Source organism: Hymenobacter sp. BT559, assembly GCF_017571525.1.
Taxonomy (GTDB): Bacteria; Bacteroidota; Bacteroidia; order Cytophagales; family Hymenobacteraceae; genus Hymenobacter; species Hymenobacter ginsengisoli.
On sequence record NZ_JAGETY010000011.1, the window covers coordinates 49,814 to 69,756 of the forward strand.

Annotated in this window: 17 protein-coding genes; 10 read left to right on the plus strand and 7 right to left on the minus strand. The window is 60.4% G+C overall.

Annotated elements, in window-relative coordinates:
* Positions 1–42: 42 nt before the first annotated feature.
* Positions 43–837, minus strand: a complete 795-nt coding sequence (locus J4D99_RS15350; protein WP_208132618.1) for a M48 family metallopeptidase — start codon at positions 835–837, stop codon at positions 43–45.
* Positions 838–1,038: 201 nt separating this feature from the next.
* Here J4D99_RS15350 and J4D99_RS15355 point away from each other — a divergent pair, with 201 nt between their 5' ends.
* The 3 genes from J4D99_RS15355 to bcp all read left to right on the plus strand — a co-directional run bounded on the left by J4D99_RS15355 (position 1,039) and on the right by bcp (position 4,442).
* Positions 1,039–1,653, plus strand: coding sequence for a fumarylacetoacetate hydrolase family protein (locus tag J4D99_RS15355; RefSeq protein WP_208132619.1), 615 nt, complete (start codon positions 1,039–1,041; stop codon positions 1,651–1,653).
* A 191-nt stretch (positions 1,654–1,844) separates the two neighbouring features.
* A complete protein-coding gene (locus tag J4D99_RS15360) occupies positions 1,845–3,890 on the plus strand; it encodes a M23 family metallopeptidase (RefSeq protein ID WP_208132620.1) in 2,046 nt (681 codons plus the stop codon).
* Positions 3,891–3,992: 102 nt separating this feature from the next.
* Entirely contained in the window at positions 3,993–4,442 is a 450-nt protein-coding gene (gene bcp / locus J4D99_RS15365; RefSeq protein ID WP_208132621.1) for a thioredoxin-dependent thiol peroxidase, read from the plus strand.
* 14 nt (positions 4,443–4,456) lie between these two features.
* On the opposite strand, the gene J4D99_RS15370 is transcribed toward bcp, so the two are convergent.
* Complete coding sequence (locus tag J4D99_RS15370) at positions 4,457–5,422, minus strand: NAD(P)H-quinone oxidoreductase (protein ID WP_208132622.1); 966 nt, start codon at positions 5,420–5,422, stop codon at positions 4,457–4,459.
* A 118-nt stretch (positions 5,423–5,540) separates the two neighbouring features.
* On the opposite strand from J4D99_RS15370, the gene J4D99_RS15375 reads away from it, so the two are divergent.
* Positions 5,541–6,257, plus strand: a complete 717-nt coding sequence (locus tag J4D99_RS15375; protein WP_208132623.1) for a 3-ketoacyl-ACP reductase — start codon at positions 5,541–5,543, stop codon at positions 6,255–6,257.
* 101 nt (positions 6,258–6,358) lie between these two features.
* Here J4D99_RS15375 and J4D99_RS15380 read toward each other — a convergent pair whose 3' ends face one another.
* Positions 6,359–6,973, minus strand: a complete 615-nt coding sequence (locus tag J4D99_RS15380) for a MarC family protein (RefSeq protein ID WP_208132624.1) — start codon at positions 6,971–6,973, stop codon at positions 6,359–6,361.
* A gap of 122 nt (positions 6,974–7,095) precedes the next feature.
* On the opposite strand from J4D99_RS15380, the gene J4D99_RS15385 reads away from it, so the two are divergent.
* Complete coding sequence (locus J4D99_RS15385) at positions 7,096–8,199, plus strand: endonuclease/exonuclease/phosphatase family protein (protein ID WP_208132625.1); 1,104 nt, start codon at positions 7,096–7,098, stop codon at positions 8,197–8,199.
* 136 nt (positions 8,200–8,335) lie between these two features.
* Here the strand turns inward: J4D99_RS15385 and J4D99_RS15390 are convergent, their stop codons facing one another.
* Both J4D99_RS15390 and dnaK read right to left on the minus strand, forming a co-directional pair.
* The gene (locus tag J4D99_RS15390; RefSeq protein ID WP_208132626.1) at positions 8,336–9,031 is read right to left on the minus strand and encodes an LEA/WHy family protein; all 696 of its coding nucleotides are present in this window, start codon (positions 9,029–9,031) and stop codon (positions 8,336–8,338) included.
* A 617-nt stretch (positions 9,032–9,648) separates the two neighbouring features.
* Positions 9,649–11,580 carry a molecular chaperone DnaK gene (gene dnaK, locus J4D99_RS15395; RefSeq protein WP_208132627.1) on the minus strand — a complete coding sequence of 644 codons (1,932 nt, stop codon included), beginning with the start codon at positions 11,578–11,580 and terminating at the stop codon, positions 9,649–9,651.
* A gap of 359 nt (positions 11,581–11,939) precedes the next feature.
* Here dnaK and J4D99_RS15400 point away from each other — a divergent pair, with 359 nt between their 5' ends.
* The 4 genes from J4D99_RS15400 (at position 11,940) to J4D99_RS15415 (ending at position 16,629) form a co-directional block, all read left to right on the plus strand.
* Positions 11,940–12,392, plus strand: a complete 453-nt coding sequence (locus J4D99_RS15400; RefSeq protein WP_208132628.1) for a CHRD domain-containing protein — start codon at positions 11,940–11,942, stop codon at positions 12,390–12,392.
* Between the two features lie 146 nt (positions 12,393–12,538).
* On the plus strand, positions 12,539–15,031 hold the full coding sequence (locus J4D99_RS15405; RefSeq protein ID WP_208132629.1) for a M1 family aminopeptidase: 2,493 nt from the start codon (positions 12,539–12,541) through the stop codon (positions 15,029–15,031).
* A 153-nt stretch (positions 15,032–15,184) separates the two neighbouring features.
* Entirely contained in the window at positions 15,185–16,042 is an 858-nt protein-coding gene (locus J4D99_RS15410) for a transporter (RefSeq protein ID WP_208132630.1), read from the plus strand.
* Positions 16,043–16,155: 113 nt separating this feature from the next.
* Entirely contained in the window at positions 16,156–16,629 is a 474-nt protein-coding gene (locus J4D99_RS15415) for an META domain-containing protein (protein ID WP_208132631.1), read from the plus strand.
* 43 nt (positions 16,630–16,672) lie between these two features.
* Here J4D99_RS15415 and J4D99_RS15420 read toward each other — a convergent pair whose 3' ends face one another.
* Complete coding sequence (locus J4D99_RS15420) at positions 16,673–17,992, minus strand: M20/M25/M40 family metallo-hydrolase (protein WP_208132632.1); 1,320 nt, start codon at positions 17,990–17,992, stop codon at positions 16,673–16,675.
* A 30-nt stretch (positions 17,993–18,022) separates the two neighbouring features.
* Positions 18,023–18,736, minus strand: a complete 714-nt coding sequence (locus tag J4D99_RS15425; protein WP_208132633.1) for a hypothetical protein — start codon at positions 18,734–18,736, stop codon at positions 18,023–18,025.
* 270 nt (positions 18,737–19,006) lie between these two features.
* Between J4D99_RS15425 and J4D99_RS15430 the strand changes: the two genes are divergently transcribed.
* On the plus strand, positions 19,007–19,939 hold the full coding sequence (locus J4D99_RS15430; RefSeq protein ID WP_208132634.1) for a PAS domain-containing protein: 933 nt from the start codon (positions 19,007–19,009) through the stop codon (positions 19,937–19,939).
* Positions 19,940–19,943 lie beyond the last annotated feature (4 nt).

Consider the following 19,943-nt stretch of genomic DNA (forward strand, 5'->3'; position numbering starts at 1 on the left):
GCGTATTTTCCCAACAGCTTCGGTAGTTACCAGGAGTGGGCCCTAGCGGGGCTTGTAATATTTCTGGGCCTCGGGCAGCAGACTCTTGATGTCGGCAATGCGCTGGGCATCGGCGGGGTGGTCGGAGAGGAAAACCGGCGTGCTGTTCTGGCTCTGGGCCGCCATGCGCTCCCAGAACGGGATGGCACCGGCCGGGTCATAGCCCGCCATGGCCATGAAAATCAGGCCCAGGTGGTCGGCCTCGCTTTCCTGGCGGCGGCTGAAGGCCAGGGCGGCACCCTGCTCGCCAGCCCCGATTACGGTATTAAACAGGCTACCCGTGGCGGTAGGGTTTTGCGAAACCGCCGTGGCCAGCGCCGTGCCGCCCAGTTGCAGGGCTAGTTGGTCGCTCATACGCTCGGCGCCGTGCTTGGCCACGGCGTGCGAAATTTCGTGCCCTAGCACTACGGCCAGGCCGTTTTCATCGCGGGTGAGCGGCAGAATACCTGTGTACACCGCCACCTTGCCGCCGGGCATGCACCAGGCGTTCACCGTTTTGGGGTCATCGATGAGGTTAAACTCCCATTGGTAGCCGTCGAGCTGGCTGCTCTGGCCCTGCTGCTTGAAATATTGCTCCACGGCGGCGGCTACGCGCTGGCCCACGCGGCGCACCATGGCCACTTCTTCGGCATTGGTAGAAAGTTTGGCAGTGCCCAGCGTTTGCTTGTATTGGGTTACGGCCAGCGTATTCATCTCGCTGTCTGACACCAGGCTGAGCTGGCGGCGGCCCGTAATCGGCACGGTGGTGCAGCCGGCGGCTAGCAGCAAGCTGCTAGCTAGTAGGAATTTCTTGAACATGAAAAAAGTGCTGATAAGGGTTAGAGAAAGAGTGGACTAGCCCGGCTTGGCGTAGCGAATCTGGGGCCAATAAAGCAGCCGGGCCCTGCAGGCTATACGCAACCGGGCGGGGGAAATGTTTACTTTGTGCAGCGAGGGGCCGCGTGGGCCCTGCACCGGGCCAGCCCCGCCACTACTCGCCTTTTCCGATAGCCTCTTCCCATGAAAATTATCTGCATCGGCCGCAACTACGCCGACCACATTGCCGAGCTGCACAACGAAACGCCCGCCGCCCCGGTCATTTTCCTCAAGCCCGAAACGGCGCTGGTGCAGCGCGGCCAGCCCTTCTTCGTGCCCGACTTTTCGAAAGACGTGCACCACGAGCTGGAGCTGGTGCTGCGCATCAGCAAAAACGGCCGCCACATCGAGGAAAAATTTGCCCATACGTACTTCGACGCCATTGGGCTAGGCATCGATTTTACGGCCCGCGACCTGCAGAGCGAGCTCAAGAAAAAAGGCCTGCCCTGGGAGCTGGCCAAGGCCTTCGATGGCTCGGCCCCCGTGTCGCCCACCTTCAAGCCGGTGGCCGAGTTTCCCGATTTTGCCAACATCAACTTCCGCCTTGAAGTAAATGGCGAGGTGCGTCAGCAGGGCAACTCGGGCCTGATGCTGCACCCGTTCGCCAAGATTCTCAGCTTCGTGTCGCAGTACATTACCCTCAAGCAGGGCGACCTCATTTTCACCGGCACGCCGGCCGGTGTGGCGGCCGTGCAGCCCGGCGACGAGCTGGTGGGCTACCTCGAAGACGAGAAAATCCTGGAAGTACCCGTGCGCTAGGCCCTATTCCGCAAGGTGTAGCGACGCATCCCCGCGTCTCATCGTTGTACGATAGCCGACCGTGCCGTTGCGCACCAGCCAGCCTTTTCGCTTCACGATAGCCGCCCGCTACCCCTAGCGGCGCGGCCCCGAGATGCAAGAATGCGTCGCTACACCCGGTTATCTCCTTTCCGTTATCAAGCCTTATTATTTTGCTGAATATCAAACTACTGCGCCAGCTCACGCTGCCGGCGCTGGGCGGTTTACTATTGCTAGCCACCATCGGCCATAGCCAAGACGATGGCCAGGACGACACTACCACGCGCCGCGTGAGCGGGCCGATAAAGCCGGCCCTGGCGGCCGGCAAGGTCGAAGTGGCGCCGGGTTATTTCCTGTTTCCGATTGCGCCGGGGCAGCCGGGCTTTCTGGCGGCCAGCATGGGGGAGCTGCGGCCCAACCACTTTCACGGCGGCCTCGACATCAAGACCGGCGGCGGCGTGAACAAACCCGTGTATGCCGCGGCCGATGGCTACATCTCGCGGCTCAAGCAGTCGGCCTTCGGCTACGGCAACGTGCTGTATATCACGCATCCCAACGGCCTGACGACCGTGTATGGCCACCTCAACAAATTTGAGGGGCTAGTCGGGGCCGAGCTGCTGCGCCGCCAATACGAGAAGCAGACCTACGAGCTGGAGCTGTTTTTTCAGCCCGGCCAGTTTCCGGTGAAGCGCGGCGAGGAAGTGGCGCTATCGGGCAACACCGGTGGCTCGGCCGGCCCGCACCTGCACTGGGAAGTACGCGATGCCCAGGACCGCCAGCTCAACCCCTTGCAGTGGGGCGGCTTTTCGGAAATCCAAGACCACACCGGGCCCACTTTGCAGGCGCTGGCCGTGGAGCCCCTAGCCATCACGGCCAGGGTGCGCGGGCGCTTCGAGCGGGCCGTGCTGGTGCCCAAGCTGCAGCCCGCGCCCGGCGCGGCTACGGTGTGGCCCGATACGGTGCGCTGCTTTGGGCAGGTGGGCCTGCTGCTGCAGGGCTTCGATAGATTTGATAATGCCTGGAATAAAAACGGCATCCAGCGCGTGACGGTGCGCGTGAACGGCCAGCCACACTATCAGCACATTATCGACGCGGTCCCCTTCCCCAACGGCACGCGCCAGGTCAACAACTTCGTTGACTACGCCTACGCCCGCACCGGTGGCCGCACCCTGCAAAAGCTGTGGGTGGAAGACGGCGACGACCTGCCTTTCTACACACCCGCCGGCCTGGGCAAAGGCAAGCTCGACGTAGAAGACGGCAAGGTGTATAGCATTGATTTTGAGCTGGCCGACGCCTACAACAACAAGGCCACCGCCCACCTGGTGCTGCGGGGCGAAAAGCCTGCTGACTACACCAAGCTGCCCGGCGCGGCCGCGCCGGGCAAGCCCAAGCTCAACTACGACATCACCCGCAATTTGCTGCGGGCCACGGCCCTGCACGCCCCCACCGATACCGCCGGCCAGCCCCAGTACCTGCTACTGCGGCGCGGCGGCCGGCAGCTAGCCCTGCGCCCCAGCTACTCGGTAGGCGCGGCCACTACCTACCTCTACGACCTGCGCGCCGGCCTGCCTGACTCGCTGCTGCTCGGCGACTTGCATCAGGCCTTCGACCGCCAGGCGATGATTCCGCCCGGCCAGGAAACCAACTACGCCACGCCCTACCTCAACGTGGTGTTTGGCGCCCAAACGTTGTTTTCTAACCTCTACCTGAGCACCTTGCACCGGCCCGATGCCGGCCCCGCCGCGCCCGAGAGCTGGACGGTGGGCACGCCCCTGGTGCCGCTCTACCTGCCGCTGCGCCTCACCCTGAAGCCCGCCAGCCCGCCAGCCGACCGCCCCCGCACGGCCATCTACAGCGTGTCGGCCAACGGCGGGCGGGCCTACGTAGGCGGCACCTGGAACGAAGCCGGCGACCAGATTTCGGCCAATCTCAAGCAGTTCGGCCAGTTTCGGCTCTACACCGATACCAAGGCGCCCTCGGCCCAGCTCGTGAGCCGGGCGGGCGGCCAGCTCACCTTCCACGTAGGCGACGATATGTCGGGGCTCGCCTCGTATAAGCTGCTAATAGGTGGGCGCTTCCGCCTGCTGCGCTACGAGTACAAGAATGCTACGCTCTTCACCGTGCCGAGCGACACGCTAGGCCCCAAGCTGCGCGGCCCCGCCGAGCTACACCTGGCCGACCAGGCTGGCAATGAAAAGGTTATCCCGCTGACTTTGTAGCCTACTCAATCTATATTAAACTCGGTTGTCATTACTTCGCAGGCTCGCCATGACAACTGCGTTTGAAGTTCATGTACTCTTAACTAATTAACCTTTCCTACCATGCTTCCCGAGCCCGGCACCCTAGCCCCCGATTTCACTGCCCCCGACCAGCACGGCAGCCCGTTCACGCTGAGCAGTCTGCGCGGCCAGCGCGTGGCGCTTTATTTCTACCCCAAGGACGACACACCCGGCTGCACCGCACAGGCCTGCAACCTGCGCGACAATGAAGGCCAGTTAGCTGCCCAGGGTATTAAGGTGGTAGGCGTGAGCACCGACGACACGGCCTCGCACGGCAAGTTTGCGGCTAAGTACGACTTGAACTTTCCTCTCATTGCCGATGCCGACAAGACCATCGTGAACGCCTACGGCGTGTGGCAGGAAAAGAAAAACTACGGCAAAACCTACTGGGGCACCGTGCGCACTACGTTTTTGCTTGACGCCAATGGCGTGATTGAGAAGGTTATCAAGCGCCCCGACACCAAGGAGCACGCCGCGCAGGTGCTGAAGTAGCGTCTTGCTTTATTCTACTCATTCACCAGCAGAATTTTGCCGATATGCTCGCTGCTGGCCATAAGCTGCTGCGCCTCGGCCGCCTGGGCCAGCGGGAAAGTGCGGTAAATAACCGGCTCCAGCTGCCCAGCAGCGGCTAGCGGCCACACGTACTTTTCAACCTCGGCGGCCAGCGCGGCTTTAAACTCGGCCGAGCGCGGGCGCAGCATGCTGCCGCTGAGGCGCAGGCGCTTGGTCATGATGTCGAGTAGGTTGATTTCGACTTTGGCGCCCTGCATGGCGTTGAGGTATTGCAGGCGGCCATCGGGGGCTAGCAGGCGCAGGTTTTTGGCGGTGTAGTCGCCGCCTACCATATCCAGAATCACGTCGATTTTTTCGTCCCTAAACGCCTGCTCGAAGTCCTCGTGCTTGTAGTTGACGCACCGGGCAGCCCCTAGTCGCTCGCAAGCCTGGCACTTGCTGGGCGAGCCAGCAGTAGCCAGCACCCGGTGCCCCAACGCATGCCCTAGCTGAATGAGCGTGAGGCCGATGCCGCTGCTGCCGCCGTGCACCAGCACGGTTTCGCGGGGCTGCAAGGCAGCGTCCTGAAACACATTGGCCCACACCGTGAAGGTGGTTTCGGGCAGGCTGGCGGCCTGCTCCAGCGACCAGCCAATGGGCACGGGCAGGCAGTGCCGAGCATCTACGGCCGCATACTCGGCGTAGGCGCCCTCGCTCAGTAGGGCGCACACGTGGTCGCCCACCTGCCAGCGCGGGGCGGCACCCACAGCCACTACCACGCCGGCCACCTCCAGGCCGGGCACCACGCCGGCCACCGGCTGGCCGCCGTATTTGCCCTCGCGCAGCGCGATATCGGAGCGGTTGAGGCCAGCGGCTTTTACCTTGATGAGTACTTCGTGGGCGGCGGGCACCGGCTGCGGGCGCTCTTGCAGCTGCAACACGTCGGGGCCGCCGGGGCGGACAATCACAATGGCTTTCATACAGATAGAAGGGAGGCAGCCCTGCCCGGGCGGCAGCAAGTGGCTGCTGCTGTAACCCAATGCACGGCTGGCGGGTTATGGCGAGGGCATTTCCCCACCCTTATTCTTCACTTTACTCATGGAAAAATTAACCGGAAAAGTAGCCCTCGTAACGGGCGCAGGCAAAGGTATTGGCAAGGCCATTGCCGTAGCGCTAGCCCACGAAGGTGTGCACGTAGGCCTGGTGGCCCGCTCCGAGAGCCAATTGCAAGAGGTAGCCGCCGAGCTGCAAAAGCTGGGCGTGAAAACCAGCTTCGCCGCTGCCGATGTAGCCGACGAAGCCGCCGTGAACGCCGCCGTGGCCCACATCACCGGTGAATTGGGGCCGCTCGACATTCTGATTAATAACGCGGGCATTGGCACGTTTGCCAAGTTTCTGGACATGCCGCCGGCTGATTGGGAGCACATTATCCGGGTCAACCTGCTAGGGGTGTACTACGTGACGCGCGCCGCCCTACCGGCTATGATAGCGCGCCAATCGGGCGATATCATCAATATTTCCTCAACCTCGGGGCTGCGCGCCGCGGCGGGCAGCAGCGCCTACAGCGCCTCCAAATTTGCCGTGATGGGCCTGAGCGAGGCGCTGATGCAGGAAGTGCGCAAGCACAACATCCGGGTTTCGGCGCTTACGCCCAGCACCGTGGCTACTGAGCTGGCCATCAACAATAACCTCACCGATGGCAACCCCGAAAAGGTGATGCAGCCCGAGGATATCGCCGAGTTTATCATCGCGCAACTGAAGCTGAACCGGCGCATCTTCATTAAGGAAGCCGGGCTATGGTCGACTAACCCGTAGCAGAAACAGGTGTTCAGCTGCGCATAAAGAACGTCGTGCTCGACAAGCGGACGCCAGATGAGCATGACGTTCTTTATTATTAAGCCCTGTTCACCAGCAGTTTATTCTACGTGAAATAGCACCTTCACTGCTGTTACAAAAAAGTTAACGCCAATAGCTAGGGTCAGAAAACCCATAATGCGCGACAAGGCCGCCATACCAGGCCGGCCCATGAGCCGGGTGAGGCGCAAGGAGGAAACCAGGATGAGAAAAGCCGCTGCGGCTACCAGCGCAAAGCCCAGCACCGTCATGGCCTTATCGGCGTAAGTGGGGCGAATAAGGCCGATGCAGAGCGCCATCGAGCCGGGCCCCGACAGCATGGGCATGGCCAGCGGCGTGAAGCTGATATCGTCTTTGTGCTTGCTCTCTTCGAGGGCATCGGGGCCCACGCGGTCGCGGTTGGCGCCGGGCGTCAGCAGGTCGAAGGCCGAGCGCATAAGCAGGATGCCGCCCGCAATGCGCAAGTGCTGAATATTGATACCGAAGAAGTTAAGAATATACTGCCCGCCAAAAAACGCCACCGACAAAATCGCTACCATGTAGCTGCACGAGCGCAGCGCCGTGGCCGTGCGCTCAGCATTAGTGTCGGTGTCGGTGAGCGTCAAGAACATCGGCATCGCCCCGAAGGGGTTGACAACCGAGAAGAGGGTAGTGAAGGTGGCAATCAAAACTTCCATGCCTCAAAGGTATTGGATGGCACCGGCTGCCCAGGGTTTGCGTAGTAGAATTAGTCAATTTCTACAGCTGCTGCTCATCTTTACAGTCCAATTCACCTTTCCCCACCTGCTTTTCTGCCTGCGTGCCTACTCTTTACTTTATTTTATACAGCCTGGGGCTGCTGCTCGGCGGCGCGGGTGTGCTGGCCACGCTGCTACCGCTGTTGCGCCAAACTGCTTGGTGGATTCGGGTCTTTGATTTTCCGCGCCTCCAGATTGTAGGCGGGCTCCTCCTGAGCGTACTGCTACTAGAGCTGCCTGGTGGCCGGCCAGCACTAGCCCACGCGCCGCTGCTCGTGGTGGCTATGGGCGCGGCGGTTCTGTATCAGGCCACGCGCATCTGGCCCTACACACCCTGGCACCGCAAGCAGGTGCAGGACAGCCAGCGCCCTGCCACAGACAATGCCAACCACCTCAGCCTGCTGGTTACCAACGTACTAATGTACAACCGCGATGCCTCGCGCTGCCTGGGCGTCATTCGCGAGCAGCGGCCCGACATTGTACTAGCCGTCGAAACCGACGAGTGGTGGCTGAGCCAGCTGGCTGGCCTCGCGAAAGAGTACCCGCACACCTGCCACGCCCCGCTGCCCAATACCTATGGTATGCTGGTATTTTCGCGCCTGCCGCTACTGTACAAAGAGATACAATTTATTCTCGACCCCGGCATTCCATCTTTTCACGGGCGGGTGCGCCTGCCGAGCGGCGTCGAGGCCAACCTGCACTTTTTGCACCCCAAGCCGCCCGCGCCCCAGGAGTCGAAAACCAGCACCCGGCGCGATGCCGAGCTACTGCTGGTGGGCCGCGCCATTCAGGCCCACGACGGACCTACCATCGTGGCGGGCGACCTCAACGACGTGGCTTGGAGCCATACCTCCGAGCTGTTTCGACGGCTAGCCCGCCTGCTCGACCCGCGCGTGGGCCGGGGCCTGCTGCCCACTTTTCACGCCGATTATAAGCTATTGCGCTGGCCCCTTGACCACGTCTTTCATTCGGCGCACTTCCGCTTGCAGGCCCTCAAGCGCCTGCCGCATATCGGTTCCGACCACTACCCTATTTTTATTCGCCTCAGCTACGAGCCGCAGGGCTGGCAAACCCAGGAAGCCGAGCTGGAAACCCCCGATGCTGCCGACCGCCTCGAAGCCCGCGAAAAGATTCAGGAGGCCGCTACCGAAGAAGCCGAGGCCTAGCCATTGCCCTTAAGCTGAGCGGCCCGCCCGATTATCCCGAAGGATAAGCAGGCGGGTCGCTCTTATAATCTACACAAATAATTGACACTCAGTAGTTCAACGAATAATAAATAGGGTTATGCAAAAGGTACTCAACTTATAAAACCTGCTTACCAGCCTTGGCACGCACATTGGCTTCGGCACTAGCGGGCAGGGTACGGGTCCGAACGGTCGGCTTACTTTTGGCGCTGGCTATGGGCAGCGGAATACGGCTGATGAGGGTGCTGAGGCGGCCGCGGCCATTACGCACAATCGGGCGCAGGTTCAGGACCATGCGCTTGCGGTTGAGGTCGCCAAAACCTAAGGCAAAATTGCGTAGCGCCGGCAAGGCGTCGTTGCCGAGCAGCTTGTAGGTATTCATCTCAAACTCGAAGGGCACGCGCACCGAGTCGCGGGGCGGTAGTTCGAGCGTCATTGGCATGCGGCCCGAACCCAGCACTTTGTTATCGACCAGCACCGTGTAGTCGAGGCCGGTGATGGCGGTGGGCTCTAGGTTGGGGTTATAGGCATTGAGCTGCAAGCGCATTTTCAGCGGCAGGCTCTTATTCACATAGCCCTCAATGAGTTGGTTACGCTTGGGCAGGTCTACGTCGCTAGGGGTGCGCAGCGCTAGCACATCCAGCGTACCGAGGCTGGCCTGCTCCACCTTGCGTAGCTTCACTTCGGGCATTACGTTGGGTGAGCCTTCCTGGCGCGTTTCGCGCAAGGTGCAGCTCGTGGCAAGCAGCAAGCCCATGGCCGGCAGCAGCAACGTAAAGCGACGGATGAATGACATAGCAGTAACTGTGTTCATGGCCAGACCTACGAAGTGACTTGGCTAAGTGGTTGGCAAAACAAGAAAATAAAAACCGTGCCGAGACTGCTTTTCGTCAAACTTCTCCCTTCACCGGATGCACCCGCCATTTGAGTCTGTTAATGACTGGTAGGCTGATAGCACACTCCGCTTTTACGGCGAATGCTGGCCCTTGGCCACCTTAAAATCTCAAGTAACTGGCTTCTACCCTGAAAAGAACTCTGCCTAGAAGTTGCCGCAAATAATCTGTTTTTCGTAATTATGAGGCAAGTTATAAAGAGTAGCGCGAATGAGCAAGCAATTATCTTCAAATTATACAAGTCATCTTTAAGTACAATTTTTATTTAATTTATTGATTTAAAACCACTTAATTTTTAAACAGGCCTTATTTTCATAAACAAAGTACCAGAATTTCTTATAAAGAGGAAAGCAAAAAATCACAATTATTTTTCAGCGCAATCTGTTCTGGTCGTAGTCGAAGCGCGAGGAGTAGGGCAGGCTGTGCTGATTACTGGCGAAATCAGCTTTCTAAAAAATAGAAAGGCCGGTAGCACAAGCTACCGGCCTTTCTATTTTTTAGAAACAAGCCTTTAGTGGCCTCTACTGCTGGCTAGGGTCTACTTGCCATCTACTTCTTCGTAATCGACATCGGTTACGTGGTCGCCGGCTGGCTGGCCGCCCTGGGCTTGGCCATCGGCACCGGGGAAACCTTCGCCGCCGGGCTGGCCGCCTTGGGCGCCAGCAGCAGCGTACATCTCCTGCGAGGCAGCTTCCCAAGCTTTGTTCAGCGCAGCTACACCAGCATCGATGCCAGCGAGGTCTTTACTTTCGTGGGCCTTCTTGAGGTCGGCTAGGGCACCTTCCACGGCAGTTTTGTTGCCGCCGCTCAGCTTGTCGCCAAACTCTTTGAGCTGCTTCTCGGTCTGGAAAATGAGCGAGTCAGCCTGGTTTATTTTGGTGATGCGCTCGGTTTCAGCTTTGTCGGCGTCGGCGTTGGCGGCAGCTTCCTGACGCATGCGCTCGATGTCTTGCTCCGAGAGGCCCGACGAGGCTTCGATGCGGATTTTCTGCTCCTTGCCGGTGCCTTTGTCCTTGGCCGTCACGTTCAGGATGCCGTTGGCGTCGATGTCGAACGTTACCTCAATCTGCGGTACGCCGCGGGGCGCGGGCGGAATGCTGTCGAGGTGGAACTTGCCGATGGTGCGGTTCTGCGAGGCTAGCGGACGCTCGCCCTGCAGCACGTGGATTTCTACCGAAGGCTGCGAGTCCGAAGCCGTTGAGAAAGTCTCTGATTTTTTGGTCGGGATGGTGGTGTTGCTTTCGATGAGCTTGGTCATTACGCCACCCATCGTTTCGATACCCAGCGACAGCGGAGTCACGTCGAGCAGGAGCACGTCTTTCACCTCACCGGTGAGTACGCCACCCTGGATAGCAGCACCAATGGCCACTACTTCGTCGGGGTTCACGCCTTTGCTAGGCTTCTTGCCGAAGAACTTCTCTACTTCTTCCTGGATGCGCGGAATACGGGTCGAGCCACCCACAAGGATAACCTCGTCAACTTGCGAAGCGCTCAGCCCAGCATCTTGCAGGGCCTTTTTGCAGGGCTCCATCGAGCGGCGCACGAGCTTGTCGCTCAGCTGCTCGAACTTCGAGCGGCTCAGCTTTACCACGAGGTGCTTGGGGCCGCTGGCGGTAGCCGTGATGTAGGGCAGGTTTATTTCGGTCTCGTTTGAGCTCGACAGCTCAATCTTGGCCTTTTCAGCGGCCTCTTTCAGGCGCTGGAGGGCTAGCGGGTCGTTGCGCAGGTCAAGGCCTTCGTTGTCGCTCTTAAACTGGTCGGCCAGGAAGTCGATGATAACCTGGTCGAAGTCGTCGCCACCGAGGTGAGTGTCGCCGTTGGTGCTCAGTACTTCAAACACGCCATCGCCCAGCTCGAGGATGGAGATATCGAACGTACCGCCACCGAGGTCATACACGGCGATTTTCTGGTCTTTATGCTTCTTGTCGAGGCCGTAGGCTAGCGCAGCAGCCGTAGGCTCGTTAATGATACGCTTCACGTCGAGGCCCGCGATGGCACCGGCTTCTTTGGTAGCCTGGCGCTGGGCGTCGTTGAAGTAAGCCGGCACCGTAATAACGGCTTCGGTTACGGTGGTGCCCAGGTAGTCTTCGGCCGTCTGCTTCATTTTCTGCAGAATCATGGCCGAGATTTCCTGGGGCGTGTAGTTGCGGTCACCAATTTTCACGGCCACCGTGTTGTTGGGGCCGGCCACCACGTCGTAGGCCACATACTTCTGCTCCTGAGTCACTTCGTTGAAGTGGCGGCCCATGAAGCGCTTGATGCTGGCGATAGTGTTTTTGGGGTTGGTAACGGCCTGGCGCTTAGCCGGGTCGCCTACCTTGCGCTCACCCTTGCCATTGTCGAGAAACGCGACAATCGACGGCGTGGTGCGGCGGCCTTCGGAGTTGGGGATTACAACCGGCTCGTTGCCTTCCATTACGGCGACGCACGAGTTGGTGGTGCCCAAGTCTATACCGATGATTTTGCCCATAATCGTGTGGGTGCTGAAGTTTAAAGTGAGATGGTGTCTGGGTTGGGAGTTAGGGCTACGAAGCCGCTGCGGGCCTTGTTACAAGCCGCGTACCAGCCGTGTTTTTCTGCCACATTGGCGGGCTAGCCCCCACAATAAGCCGATGGGCTGCCAGGGCGGCGGGCAGCAGCGGGGGCGGCCCCACCCCGGCCTGCCGAAGTTGCCGGATGCAGCGGCTAGCCCAGCGGAGGCATTCAGCGGCAGCCAGCTGCTGTTGAGCTAAAAATTTATTTTCGGGCAGGCAATCCAAGGACCTTCACAGAACCGTTTATGGCGGCAGTTTTCCTCTCCTTCAACTTCCTCACCTTTTAAAGTTTAATATGAAGAACGTTTTCCTCCTCATGGGCCTGGCGGCTCTCACCCTCACCACTGCCTGCAAAAAAGACGATAACAACACCCCGGCTGCTATGCAACTGGCGGGCACTATGAGCGCTAGCACCGAAGTGCCAGCCGTTAAAGTCGCCTCTACGGGCACGGGCTCCGTAACGGGCACCTTCGACCAGAGCACGATGGTGCTCAACTACACCATTACGTATTCAAACCTTACGGCCAACCCGAGCGCCGGGCACTTTCACTTTGGCGACGCCAAGCATTCGGGCGGGGTGTTTGTAGTGTTTCCAGCCTTGCCCGCCGCTACTAGCGGAACGGTGTCGGGCTCGGCTACGCTCACGGCCATGCAGGCCGATTCCTTTAAGCTAGGTCACGTGTATAGCAACCTGCACACCGCCAACAACCCCGGCGGCGAAGTGCGTGCCAACGTGACCTTAAAGTAACGCTCCCGTCCTTCCGCTACTATATATTGAGAGCCGGCCGCTACCCTAGCGGCCGGCTCGTTGCGTTTAGGGCAGCGGGTGGTACGCAACTTTGCCAAGCGGCTATGCATCTTTGGCCTTTACTCCGCTTCCCCTCCCCTTTTTTGATGAAACCCACCCTTCTTGCCGCGTTGCTGCCGGGCTGCTTACTGCTCGCGGGCACTGCCCAGGCCCAGGCCCCGTCTACGCCCATGGCCGCTGCCAACTCGCCTTACCAGCCATCGGCTACTAAAACCAACGACCTGGTGCACACCAAGCTGGCTGTGCGCTTCGACTACGCCAAGCGCTACCTCTACGGCCAGGAATGGGTGACGCTCAAGCCCCACGCCATCGCCACCGACACGCTGCGGCTAGATGCGCAGGGCATGGATATCAAGACCGTGGCACTCATGAACGGAGCTAGCCAACAGCCGCTCAAGTACGACTACTCCGACAAGAACAACCTGCGTATTAACCTGGGGCGCACGTTCAAGCCCGGCGAGCAGTACGTGGTGTACATCGAGTACACAGCAAAGCCCAACGAGCTACAAGTGCAAGGTTCGCAAGCTATTACTGATGCTAAAGGCTTGTATTTTATTAATCCCGACAGCGCGGTGAAGGGCAAGCCGGTGCAAATCTGGACGCAGGGCGAGACGCAAAGCTCGTCGGCGTGGTTTCCGACCATCGACCGGCCCAACCAGAAGACGACCGAAGAAATCGCCATGACGGTGCCGGCCAAGTACACCACGCTCTCAAACGGCCAGCTGGTGAGCCAGGTGCCCGCCGGCCCCGGCCTGCGCACCGACACCTGGAAGATGGACCTGCCGCACTCGCCCTACCTGTTTATGATGGCGGTGGGCGACTTCAAAATCTACAAAGACACGTGGCGCGGCAAGGACGTTACCTATTACCTGGAGCCCAAATACGCACCCTTTGCCAAGCAGATTTTTGGCAATACGCCCGACATGCTGGAGTTTTTCTCGACCCGGCTAGGGGTTGAGTTTCCGTGGAATAAGTATGCCCAGATTGTGGCCCGCGACTACGTGAGCGGCGCCATGGAAAACACCACCGCCACGCTGCACGGCGAGCAAGTGCAGATGGACGGCCGCGAGCTAGTAGACCGCGAGTACAGTAGTGAGTCGGTGATTGCACACGAGCTGTTTCACCAGTGGTTTGGCGACTACGTCACGGCCGAATCGTGGTCGAACATCACGGTGAACGAGTCGATGGCCGACTTCTCGGAGGCCCTCTACGCCCAGCACAAGTACGGCCAGGATGCTAGCGATGCCCATAATTACCGCTACGTGCAGAGCTACTTGGCTAGCCCCCCCGACGCGGCCAAAAACCTGGTGCGCTTCCACTACAATAACAAGGAGGACGTTTTTGACCTCGTGAGCTACCAGAAGGGCGGCGCTATTGTGCAGATGCTGCGCACCTATCTGGGCGACGACGTATTCTTCGCTGGCTTGCAGAAATACCTCACCGATAACAAGTTCGGCAACGGCGAAGCGCACCAGATGCGCCTCGCGATGGAAGCTGTGTCGGGGCAGGACCTCAACTGGTTTTACAACCAGTGGTACTACGGCAGCGGGCACCCGGTGGTGACTATTGACTACAATTGGGATGGCGGCGCTAAAACGCAGACTGTCACCATCAAGCAGACCCAGCAGGGCCAGGTATTTCAGCTGCCGCTCGCCATCGACTACTACGTGAATGGCAAGGCCCAGCGCCAGCGCGTGATGATGACCCAGGCCACGCAGACGTTTACGATGCCCCTAGCGGCCCAGCCACAGCTCGTGAACGTAGACGCCGAGAAGTTTACCGTTTGGCAGAAAACCGACAATAAACCCCTGGCCGAGAGCCTCTACCAGTACAGCCACGCCCCGCTGTACGTAGACCGCCGCGAGGCGCTGACTGCTGCCCTGGCCGCCCAAACCACTAGCCCCGCCGCCCGCGCCGTGGTGCTGGCCGCCCTCAAAGACAAGTTCTACGGGCTGCGCATAGCCGCTATTCAGGGCCTGAAGCTGGATAATAAGGATGTTGCCAAGGCGGCTGCGCCCACCCTGCGCCAGCTCGCTGCTTCGGAAACCGAGAACCACGTGCGCGCTGCCGCGCTAGTGGCGCTAGGGCACTTCAAAGACAAAAAGGACCAGAAGACGCTGGCCGCCGCGCTTACGAACCAGTCGTATGGCGTGCAGGGCGCTGGCTTGCAGGCCCTGGCCGAGATTGACGCCCCCACTGCCCTAGCCCGCGCCAAAACCCTGGAAGGCGATGCCCACCTGGCAGGCGCCGTTACGAGCGTGTATGCGCAGCACGGCGGCACCGAGCAGTGGAATTACCTGCGCACTTCTTATGACAATGCCCAGGGCCGGGGCCGCTACAGCCTCATTGCGCCGATGGTGCAGATGCTCAGCCGCCTCGACGACCCTACCTCGTTTGGCGAGGATGTAGACCGACTTCAGGCGCTGGCCCTGATACCGCAATTGCGGGCCTACGGCCTCGATAAGCGCATCGTCGATGCTCTGCAAAAGGGCGCCACTGCCCAGGCCGGCAAGCCTCACGCCGCCGAAAACCAGGCGAAAGCTGCCGCCGCTGTGCAAGCTATTCAGGGGGCAAAATAATTTTTGCCGACGGTTTCCGGCAAAAAATCAGCACTGCTTGGAAGAGGGGTTAAAGGCCACAATAAGGGCTTTTAACCCCTCTTTTTTAACGTTTCGCGAAGCCGAGCGGCGCCCTACGTTGAACTATCGCGGCGGGTTGCGTGTCGGGTAGCCATGCGCAAGACCACTCCGCTGGTGCTGGCCGCCCTGCTTGCAGGCCGCCTCACCCCCGCCCTGGCCCAGAATACGCCGGATGAAAATAACGAAAATGCTGACGCGCCGTTTGTGCAGCACATTCGGCCCGACCGCCCCGGCCAGACTATCACGGCCGGCGTGCTACGGCCGGGTCAGTTTCAGCTCGAAACGGGTATTCAGCGCTTTTCGCCCCGGGCAGGCGTGGGCGTAAGCAGCAACGTAAACACGCTGCGCATCGGCTTCTGGAATAGCATGGAGCTGCGCATTACGCAGCCCTATTTGTTTGGCACGCCCGCTGCACCGGGCTACAGCCGTGGCGAGGTACCCATAGTGCGGGCCGACTCGGTGGGCTGGGCGCCGCTCACGGTAGGCACCAAGCTGATGCTGACGCCCGACCGGGCCAGCCGCTTTCAAGCCACGCTGCTATTTGAAACGGTGCTGCCCAACACTGGACAGAATGGCTTGCGCCGCACCAGCTGGGCCCCCGCCGGGCGCCTGCTGCTGAGCCAGCAGCTAGGCCGCCGGGCCGTGCTGGAGGGCAACTTCGGCTTTGTACAAAGCGGCCTGAAGCTGGCCGACCTTATTAATGGCGAGGTGGGTGGCCAGTACATTGGCTCGCTAGCCCTCACTGCACCCATTGGCGATAAGGCAGGCTATTTTCTGGAAGGCTACGGCCGCGGCCGCGCCACCCTCACGAGCGGCGTCACGGCTGGCCTCTACTACCGCCCCTGGACTGGCCTGCGCTTCGATGCCACGCTGGGCCGGGTGCTGGGCGGGCTAAATGCCGGCGCCACTACCGTGGGGGCGGGCCTGGCCTTCCGGCTGGGGGGCAACTAACCTAGCGTACTTTGCGGGTGGCTTTAAGTGCTGCCACGCCTGCTGTCATTGCCACTTTAAGCCGACCTGCCACGTATAGGGCAGGTCGGCTATTTTTTTACCTCACTGCTATCATGAAATTTCGTACCCTTTTTCTGCCTTGTTTATTGCTGGCTGGTGCCGCCTGCCAGCGCGTTACGGAGGGCTCCAGCGGCACTTCGGTTTCGACATCCATCACGCCCGATGCCCCGCTGCGCGAAACTCGCTGGGTGCTGCGGCAAGTGGGTGGCCAGCCCATAGCCGGGGTAGCCACCGCCAATCAGGAGCCTTATCTATTTATCAGCGCGGCCGGCACGGCCGAGGGCCTGGGCGGCTGCAACCGCTTTCGGGGCGCCCTCAAACCCGCCACCGAGGATGCCGAGCTGCAGTTTGCCCCCCTCCAAAGCACGCGCATGGCCTGCCCCGAGCTCGTCACCGAGCAGGCTTTTGCCCAGGCGCTCGAAAGCACCCACGCCTACCGCATCACCGGTAAGCTGCTGCTGCTGTATGCCGATGCCCAACGCACCGGCACCCCGCTAGCCCAGCTGGAGGCCGTACCCCTCCCGTAATTATCAGTAAACAGTGAGCAGTTAAAAAACTGCTCACTGTTTACTATTTATCAATCTTTTCTGCCGCTACGCGGGTGGGCGTTTGGCGGCCGGCCACGATGCCGCTGGCGCTGCGTGCAATGGCTGATACCACGGCCGTCATATTCTTTACGTCGAGGCTACTCACTTCGTCATCCACGCTGTGATAGAGCTTATCGGTCGGAATCTGGTCGGTGCTGATGGTGTGGGCCGGCACCCCTAGCCGGGCCAGGGTGGCATTGTCGGAGCGATAAAACAGGTTTTGCTCGGGATATGGGTCGGGCTCAAACTTAAACTTGGTGCCCGCCAGGTTGGCTTGCAGCAGCTGGCCAAAATCCGACTTGTCGTAACCCGTGATGAAGGCCGTATTGGGGCCAAATTTGGCCGGCTTGCCAATCATCTCAATGTTGAACATGGCCGTCAGCTCTTTCGGGTCGAGCTGCTGCGAAAAGTAGCGCGCTCCAAAGCCCCCTATTTCCTCGGCCGTAAAGGCTACGAAAACGAGTGAGCGGGCATTGTCATTCTTCTTTTTAAAATACTCGGCTAGGGCCACTACGGCTGTGGTACCACTGGCATCGTCGTCGGCGCCATTGGCAATAGAATCGCCGTTGATAGCCGGCTTAAGGATACCCAGGTGGTCGTAGTGCCCCGAAAAAATAACTTTTTCGGCAGCGTGGGCCGCATCGTGGCCCGGCAGGTACCCGGCTACATTGCGCAGCGTGAGCGTGGCAGTAGTGCTGGTAGCAGCCACCCGGTAGCTGGGCGGGCCAGTAGGCGCAGCCGCCAATATTACCACGCTCGAATACGGATTGGCCGCTTGCTCGGCCCGCAGCTGAGGGCGGCTGGACCGCTCGGCTAATGACTTGAATGTGGCCGCCTGGCTAGGGTCTAGCAGTACTACCAGATTCTTCGAAGGGCGAAAAATATCGCGAAAGTGTGGCTGTATCTTATCGTTGGGGCCTAGTACCAGCAGGTCGGCGCCGTCTTTTTCGGTCCAGTTCAGCTCAGGCTGCGTGGTGAGCACCAGCACCTGGCTAGCCGGCACGGCCACCCCGTTGAGGGTGGCGCTGGCGCTCGTCACGGCCGACTGATACGCCGGAAACTCCTGCATAAACCCCGTGGCGCCCGGCAGCGGCTGCAAGCCAATGCGCTTAAACTCGGCGGCCAGAAACTCGGCGGCCTTGAGGCTACCCGGCTGGCCGGTGGCGCGGCCCTGCATGTCGTCGGCAGCCAGGGTGGTGAGCACGCGCTCCACGGTAGCGCCCGACACCTCGGCTGCCCGGCGCTGGGCAGCAGTTGGCAACGTGCTAGCCGCCAGCAGCCCTAGCAAAAAAAGATTACGCATCAAACAAGTTTATTGAACAGGATGGAAAGGTTAATGCCCAGCCGCTACCACGGGGTCGAGGGCCAGCACGGCCGCCGCCACGTCGACTTCGGAGCTGAGGCTGCCTTTGCGGGCTTTTAGGGCTGCCAGGGCCGCAGGCTGCCCGGCCAGGGCCTGCTCGAGGCTGCTGCGCTTGAGGCGCACGGCCGTCAGGTGCCCATCGGTGGGCCAGCGCAGGTAGTAATGCGTAGTTTCTTGCAGCACATTCACCGTGCTATTAGAGGCATACGAATTGTTATCGCCGGGCTGCTTCACCACCTCTTTGCCCCAGAACTTTAACAGCTGCAGGTGGGGGCCGTCGGCTAGCACTTCGGCGCAGGCCCCCTTTACGTCGGCAGGTAGGGTAGCTGCCGGGTAGCACACAAAGCGGCGGCTCGGAGAGGTATTCGTAAGCGTGAACTCCTTTACCCGGTTGAGCGGCACTAGTACCGAGTCGCCCTTGGGCCGGCGCACGCGCAGCTCTTGCCGGTACACGTCGTACCGCAAGGTAGCTGGCGTGGGGGCCTTATTGCCGATGAGCTGCACGCTGGCCGGCTCCCACCCGGCTACCAAAAACGGGGTGCCGCGCACTTGGCCATCATCGGGCACGACCAGCGCATACCCGTTATTAAAGTTGCCATCATTCGTGCGACCTAAGTCGGTGTTTTGGGCGGCACTTAGCAGGGGCAAGGCTAGCAGGGCTGGTAAGAACAAGCGAGAAGTCATGGCAGGGTTGAATTAGACCGCGAAAGATATTCGCTTTTCTGTTTTCGTCCTGTGCAATGCCTTCAATAGGCCCGCCTAAACGTTGCGAAAGCCCATGCTACCCGCTTCCAGGCAGGCACTAGCTGCTGGCTATATCGCTGATTTTTCTCCTGTTAAATACCGAAAAAAAGTCAAGTTCATCATGCCTTCAGGTTAGCTGAACAAATAAATTCCAGTGCTATAGCCTGTTGATTACCTTCGCTCTACCACACTCAATTGTGCGTCCACTTTATGCCCATTTCCCTAGCCCCATCGCCCGCTGAGCTTTCTATTCCGGCTGGCTTATTGGATGCTTCGGAAACCGGTATTATGCACCTGCAGCCGCTCTATGCAGAAGGCGACCCGGCGCGGTTGGTCGATTTTACATTTCTACGGCTCAACCCGGCGGCCCAGCGCCTGCTGAGCTTGCCCGAGTTTCCGACGGGCTCGCTGCGCACGCTCAGGCCAGGCGATACGGCGGCTTTTCAGTTTTTTCGCTTCACTTACCTGGCCGACGCAGTGGACGCTCACCACTTGAGCACGCTGCCCGGCTGGCGGGCCCAGGCCCAGCGGCAGGGTTCGCAGCTGGTAGTAAGCCTCACCCCCACCGGTCGCCCGGCGGGCCAGGATGCCGCCCGGCGGGCCGCCACCGACGGGGCCCTGGCGCGGGCGCAGCAGGCCAACCAGCAGCTTGCGCAAGAGTGCGCCACGCTGCGCCAAGTGCTGGCCCAAACGCCCGCCGCCATTTGCCTGCTGCGCGGGCCCGAGTACCGCTTCGACTACGTAAACCCGGCTTTTGCGCAGCTATTTGGCGGCCGCCCCCTCGAAGGGCTGCCCGCCGCCGACGTGCTGCCCGAGGCGCTCAACCAAGGCTTGCTTGCCCTGCTCGACCGTGTATATAGCACCGGCGAAACGCTTTTGGAAGCGGAGGTGCCGCTGGCTAGCCCGCACCCAGGTGCAAAAGAGTCGCTCCAGTATTTCAGCTTTACCTACCAGGCTCACCTCGAAGACGGCCACGCCGACCGCCTATCGGTTTTTGCCTACAACACAACGGCTCTAGCAAGAGCCCGCCAGCAAGTGCGGGCCTTGCGCGAAGCGCTGGAAGCAGCTACCCGTAGTGCCCGGCACACGGGGCCAGAGCCGGCTGCTGCCCGGCCAGCGCAGGCCGGGCGCCACGCGCTTTAGCTGC

Bases quoted from the DNA above. Each gene is read 5' to 3' on its own strand.
- J4D99_RS15350 (WP_208132618.1), bottom strand. From the start codon at position 837: ATGTTCAAGAAATTCCTACTAGCTAGCAGCTTGCTGCTAGCCGCCGGC.
- J4D99_RS15355 (WP_208132619.1), top strand. From the start codon at position 1,039: ATGAAAATTATCTGCATCGGCCGCAACTACGCCGACCACATTGCCGAG.
- bcp (WP_208132621.1), top strand. From the start codon at position 3,993: ATGCTTCCCGAGCCCGGCACCCTAGCCCCCGATTTCACTGCCCCCGAC.
- J4D99_RS15370 (WP_208132622.1), bottom strand. From the start codon at position 5,422: ATGAAAGCCATTGTGATTGTCCGCCCCGGCGGCCCCGACGTGTTGCAG.
- J4D99_RS15375 (WP_208132623.1), top strand. From the start codon at position 5,541: ATGGAAAAATTAACCGGAAAAGTAGCCCTCGTAACGGGCGCAGGCAAA.
- J4D99_RS15380 (WP_208132624.1), bottom strand. From the start codon at position 6,973: ATGGAAGTTTTGATTGCCACCTTCACTACCCTCTTCTCGGTTGTCAAC.
- J4D99_RS15390 (WP_208132626.1), bottom strand. From the start codon at position 9,031: ATGAACACAGTTACTGCTATGTCATTCATCCGTCGCTTTACGTTGCTG.
- dnaK (WP_208132627.1), bottom strand. From the start codon at position 11,580: ATGGGCAAAATCATCGGTATAGACTTGGGCACCACCAACTCGTGCGTC.
- J4D99_RS15400 (WP_208132628.1), top strand. From the start codon at position 11,940: ATGAAGAACGTTTTCCTCCTCATGGGCCTGGCGGCTCTCACCCTCACC.
- J4D99_RS15405 (WP_208132629.1), top strand. From the start codon at position 12,539: ATGAAACCCACCCTTCTTGCCGCGTTGCTGCCGGGCTGCTTACTGCTC.
- J4D99_RS15410 (WP_208132630.1), top strand. From the start codon at position 15,185: ATGCGCAAGACCACTCCGCTGGTGCTGGCCGCCCTGCTTGCAGGCCGC.
- J4D99_RS15415 (WP_208132631.1), top strand. From the start codon at position 16,156: ATGAAATTTCGTACCCTTTTTCTGCCTTGTTTATTGCTGGCTGGTGCC.
- J4D99_RS15420 (WP_208132632.1), bottom strand. From the start codon at position 17,992: ATGCGTAATCTTTTTTTGCTAGGGCTGCTGGCGGCTAGCACGTTGCCA.
- J4D99_RS15425 (WP_208132633.1), bottom strand. From the start codon at position 18,736: ATGACTTCTCGCTTGTTCTTACCAGCCCTGCTAGCCTTGCCCCTGCTA.
- J4D99_RS15430 (WP_208132634.1), top strand. From the start codon at position 19,007: ATGCCCATTTCCCTAGCCCCATCGCCCGCTGAGCTTTCTATTCCGGCT.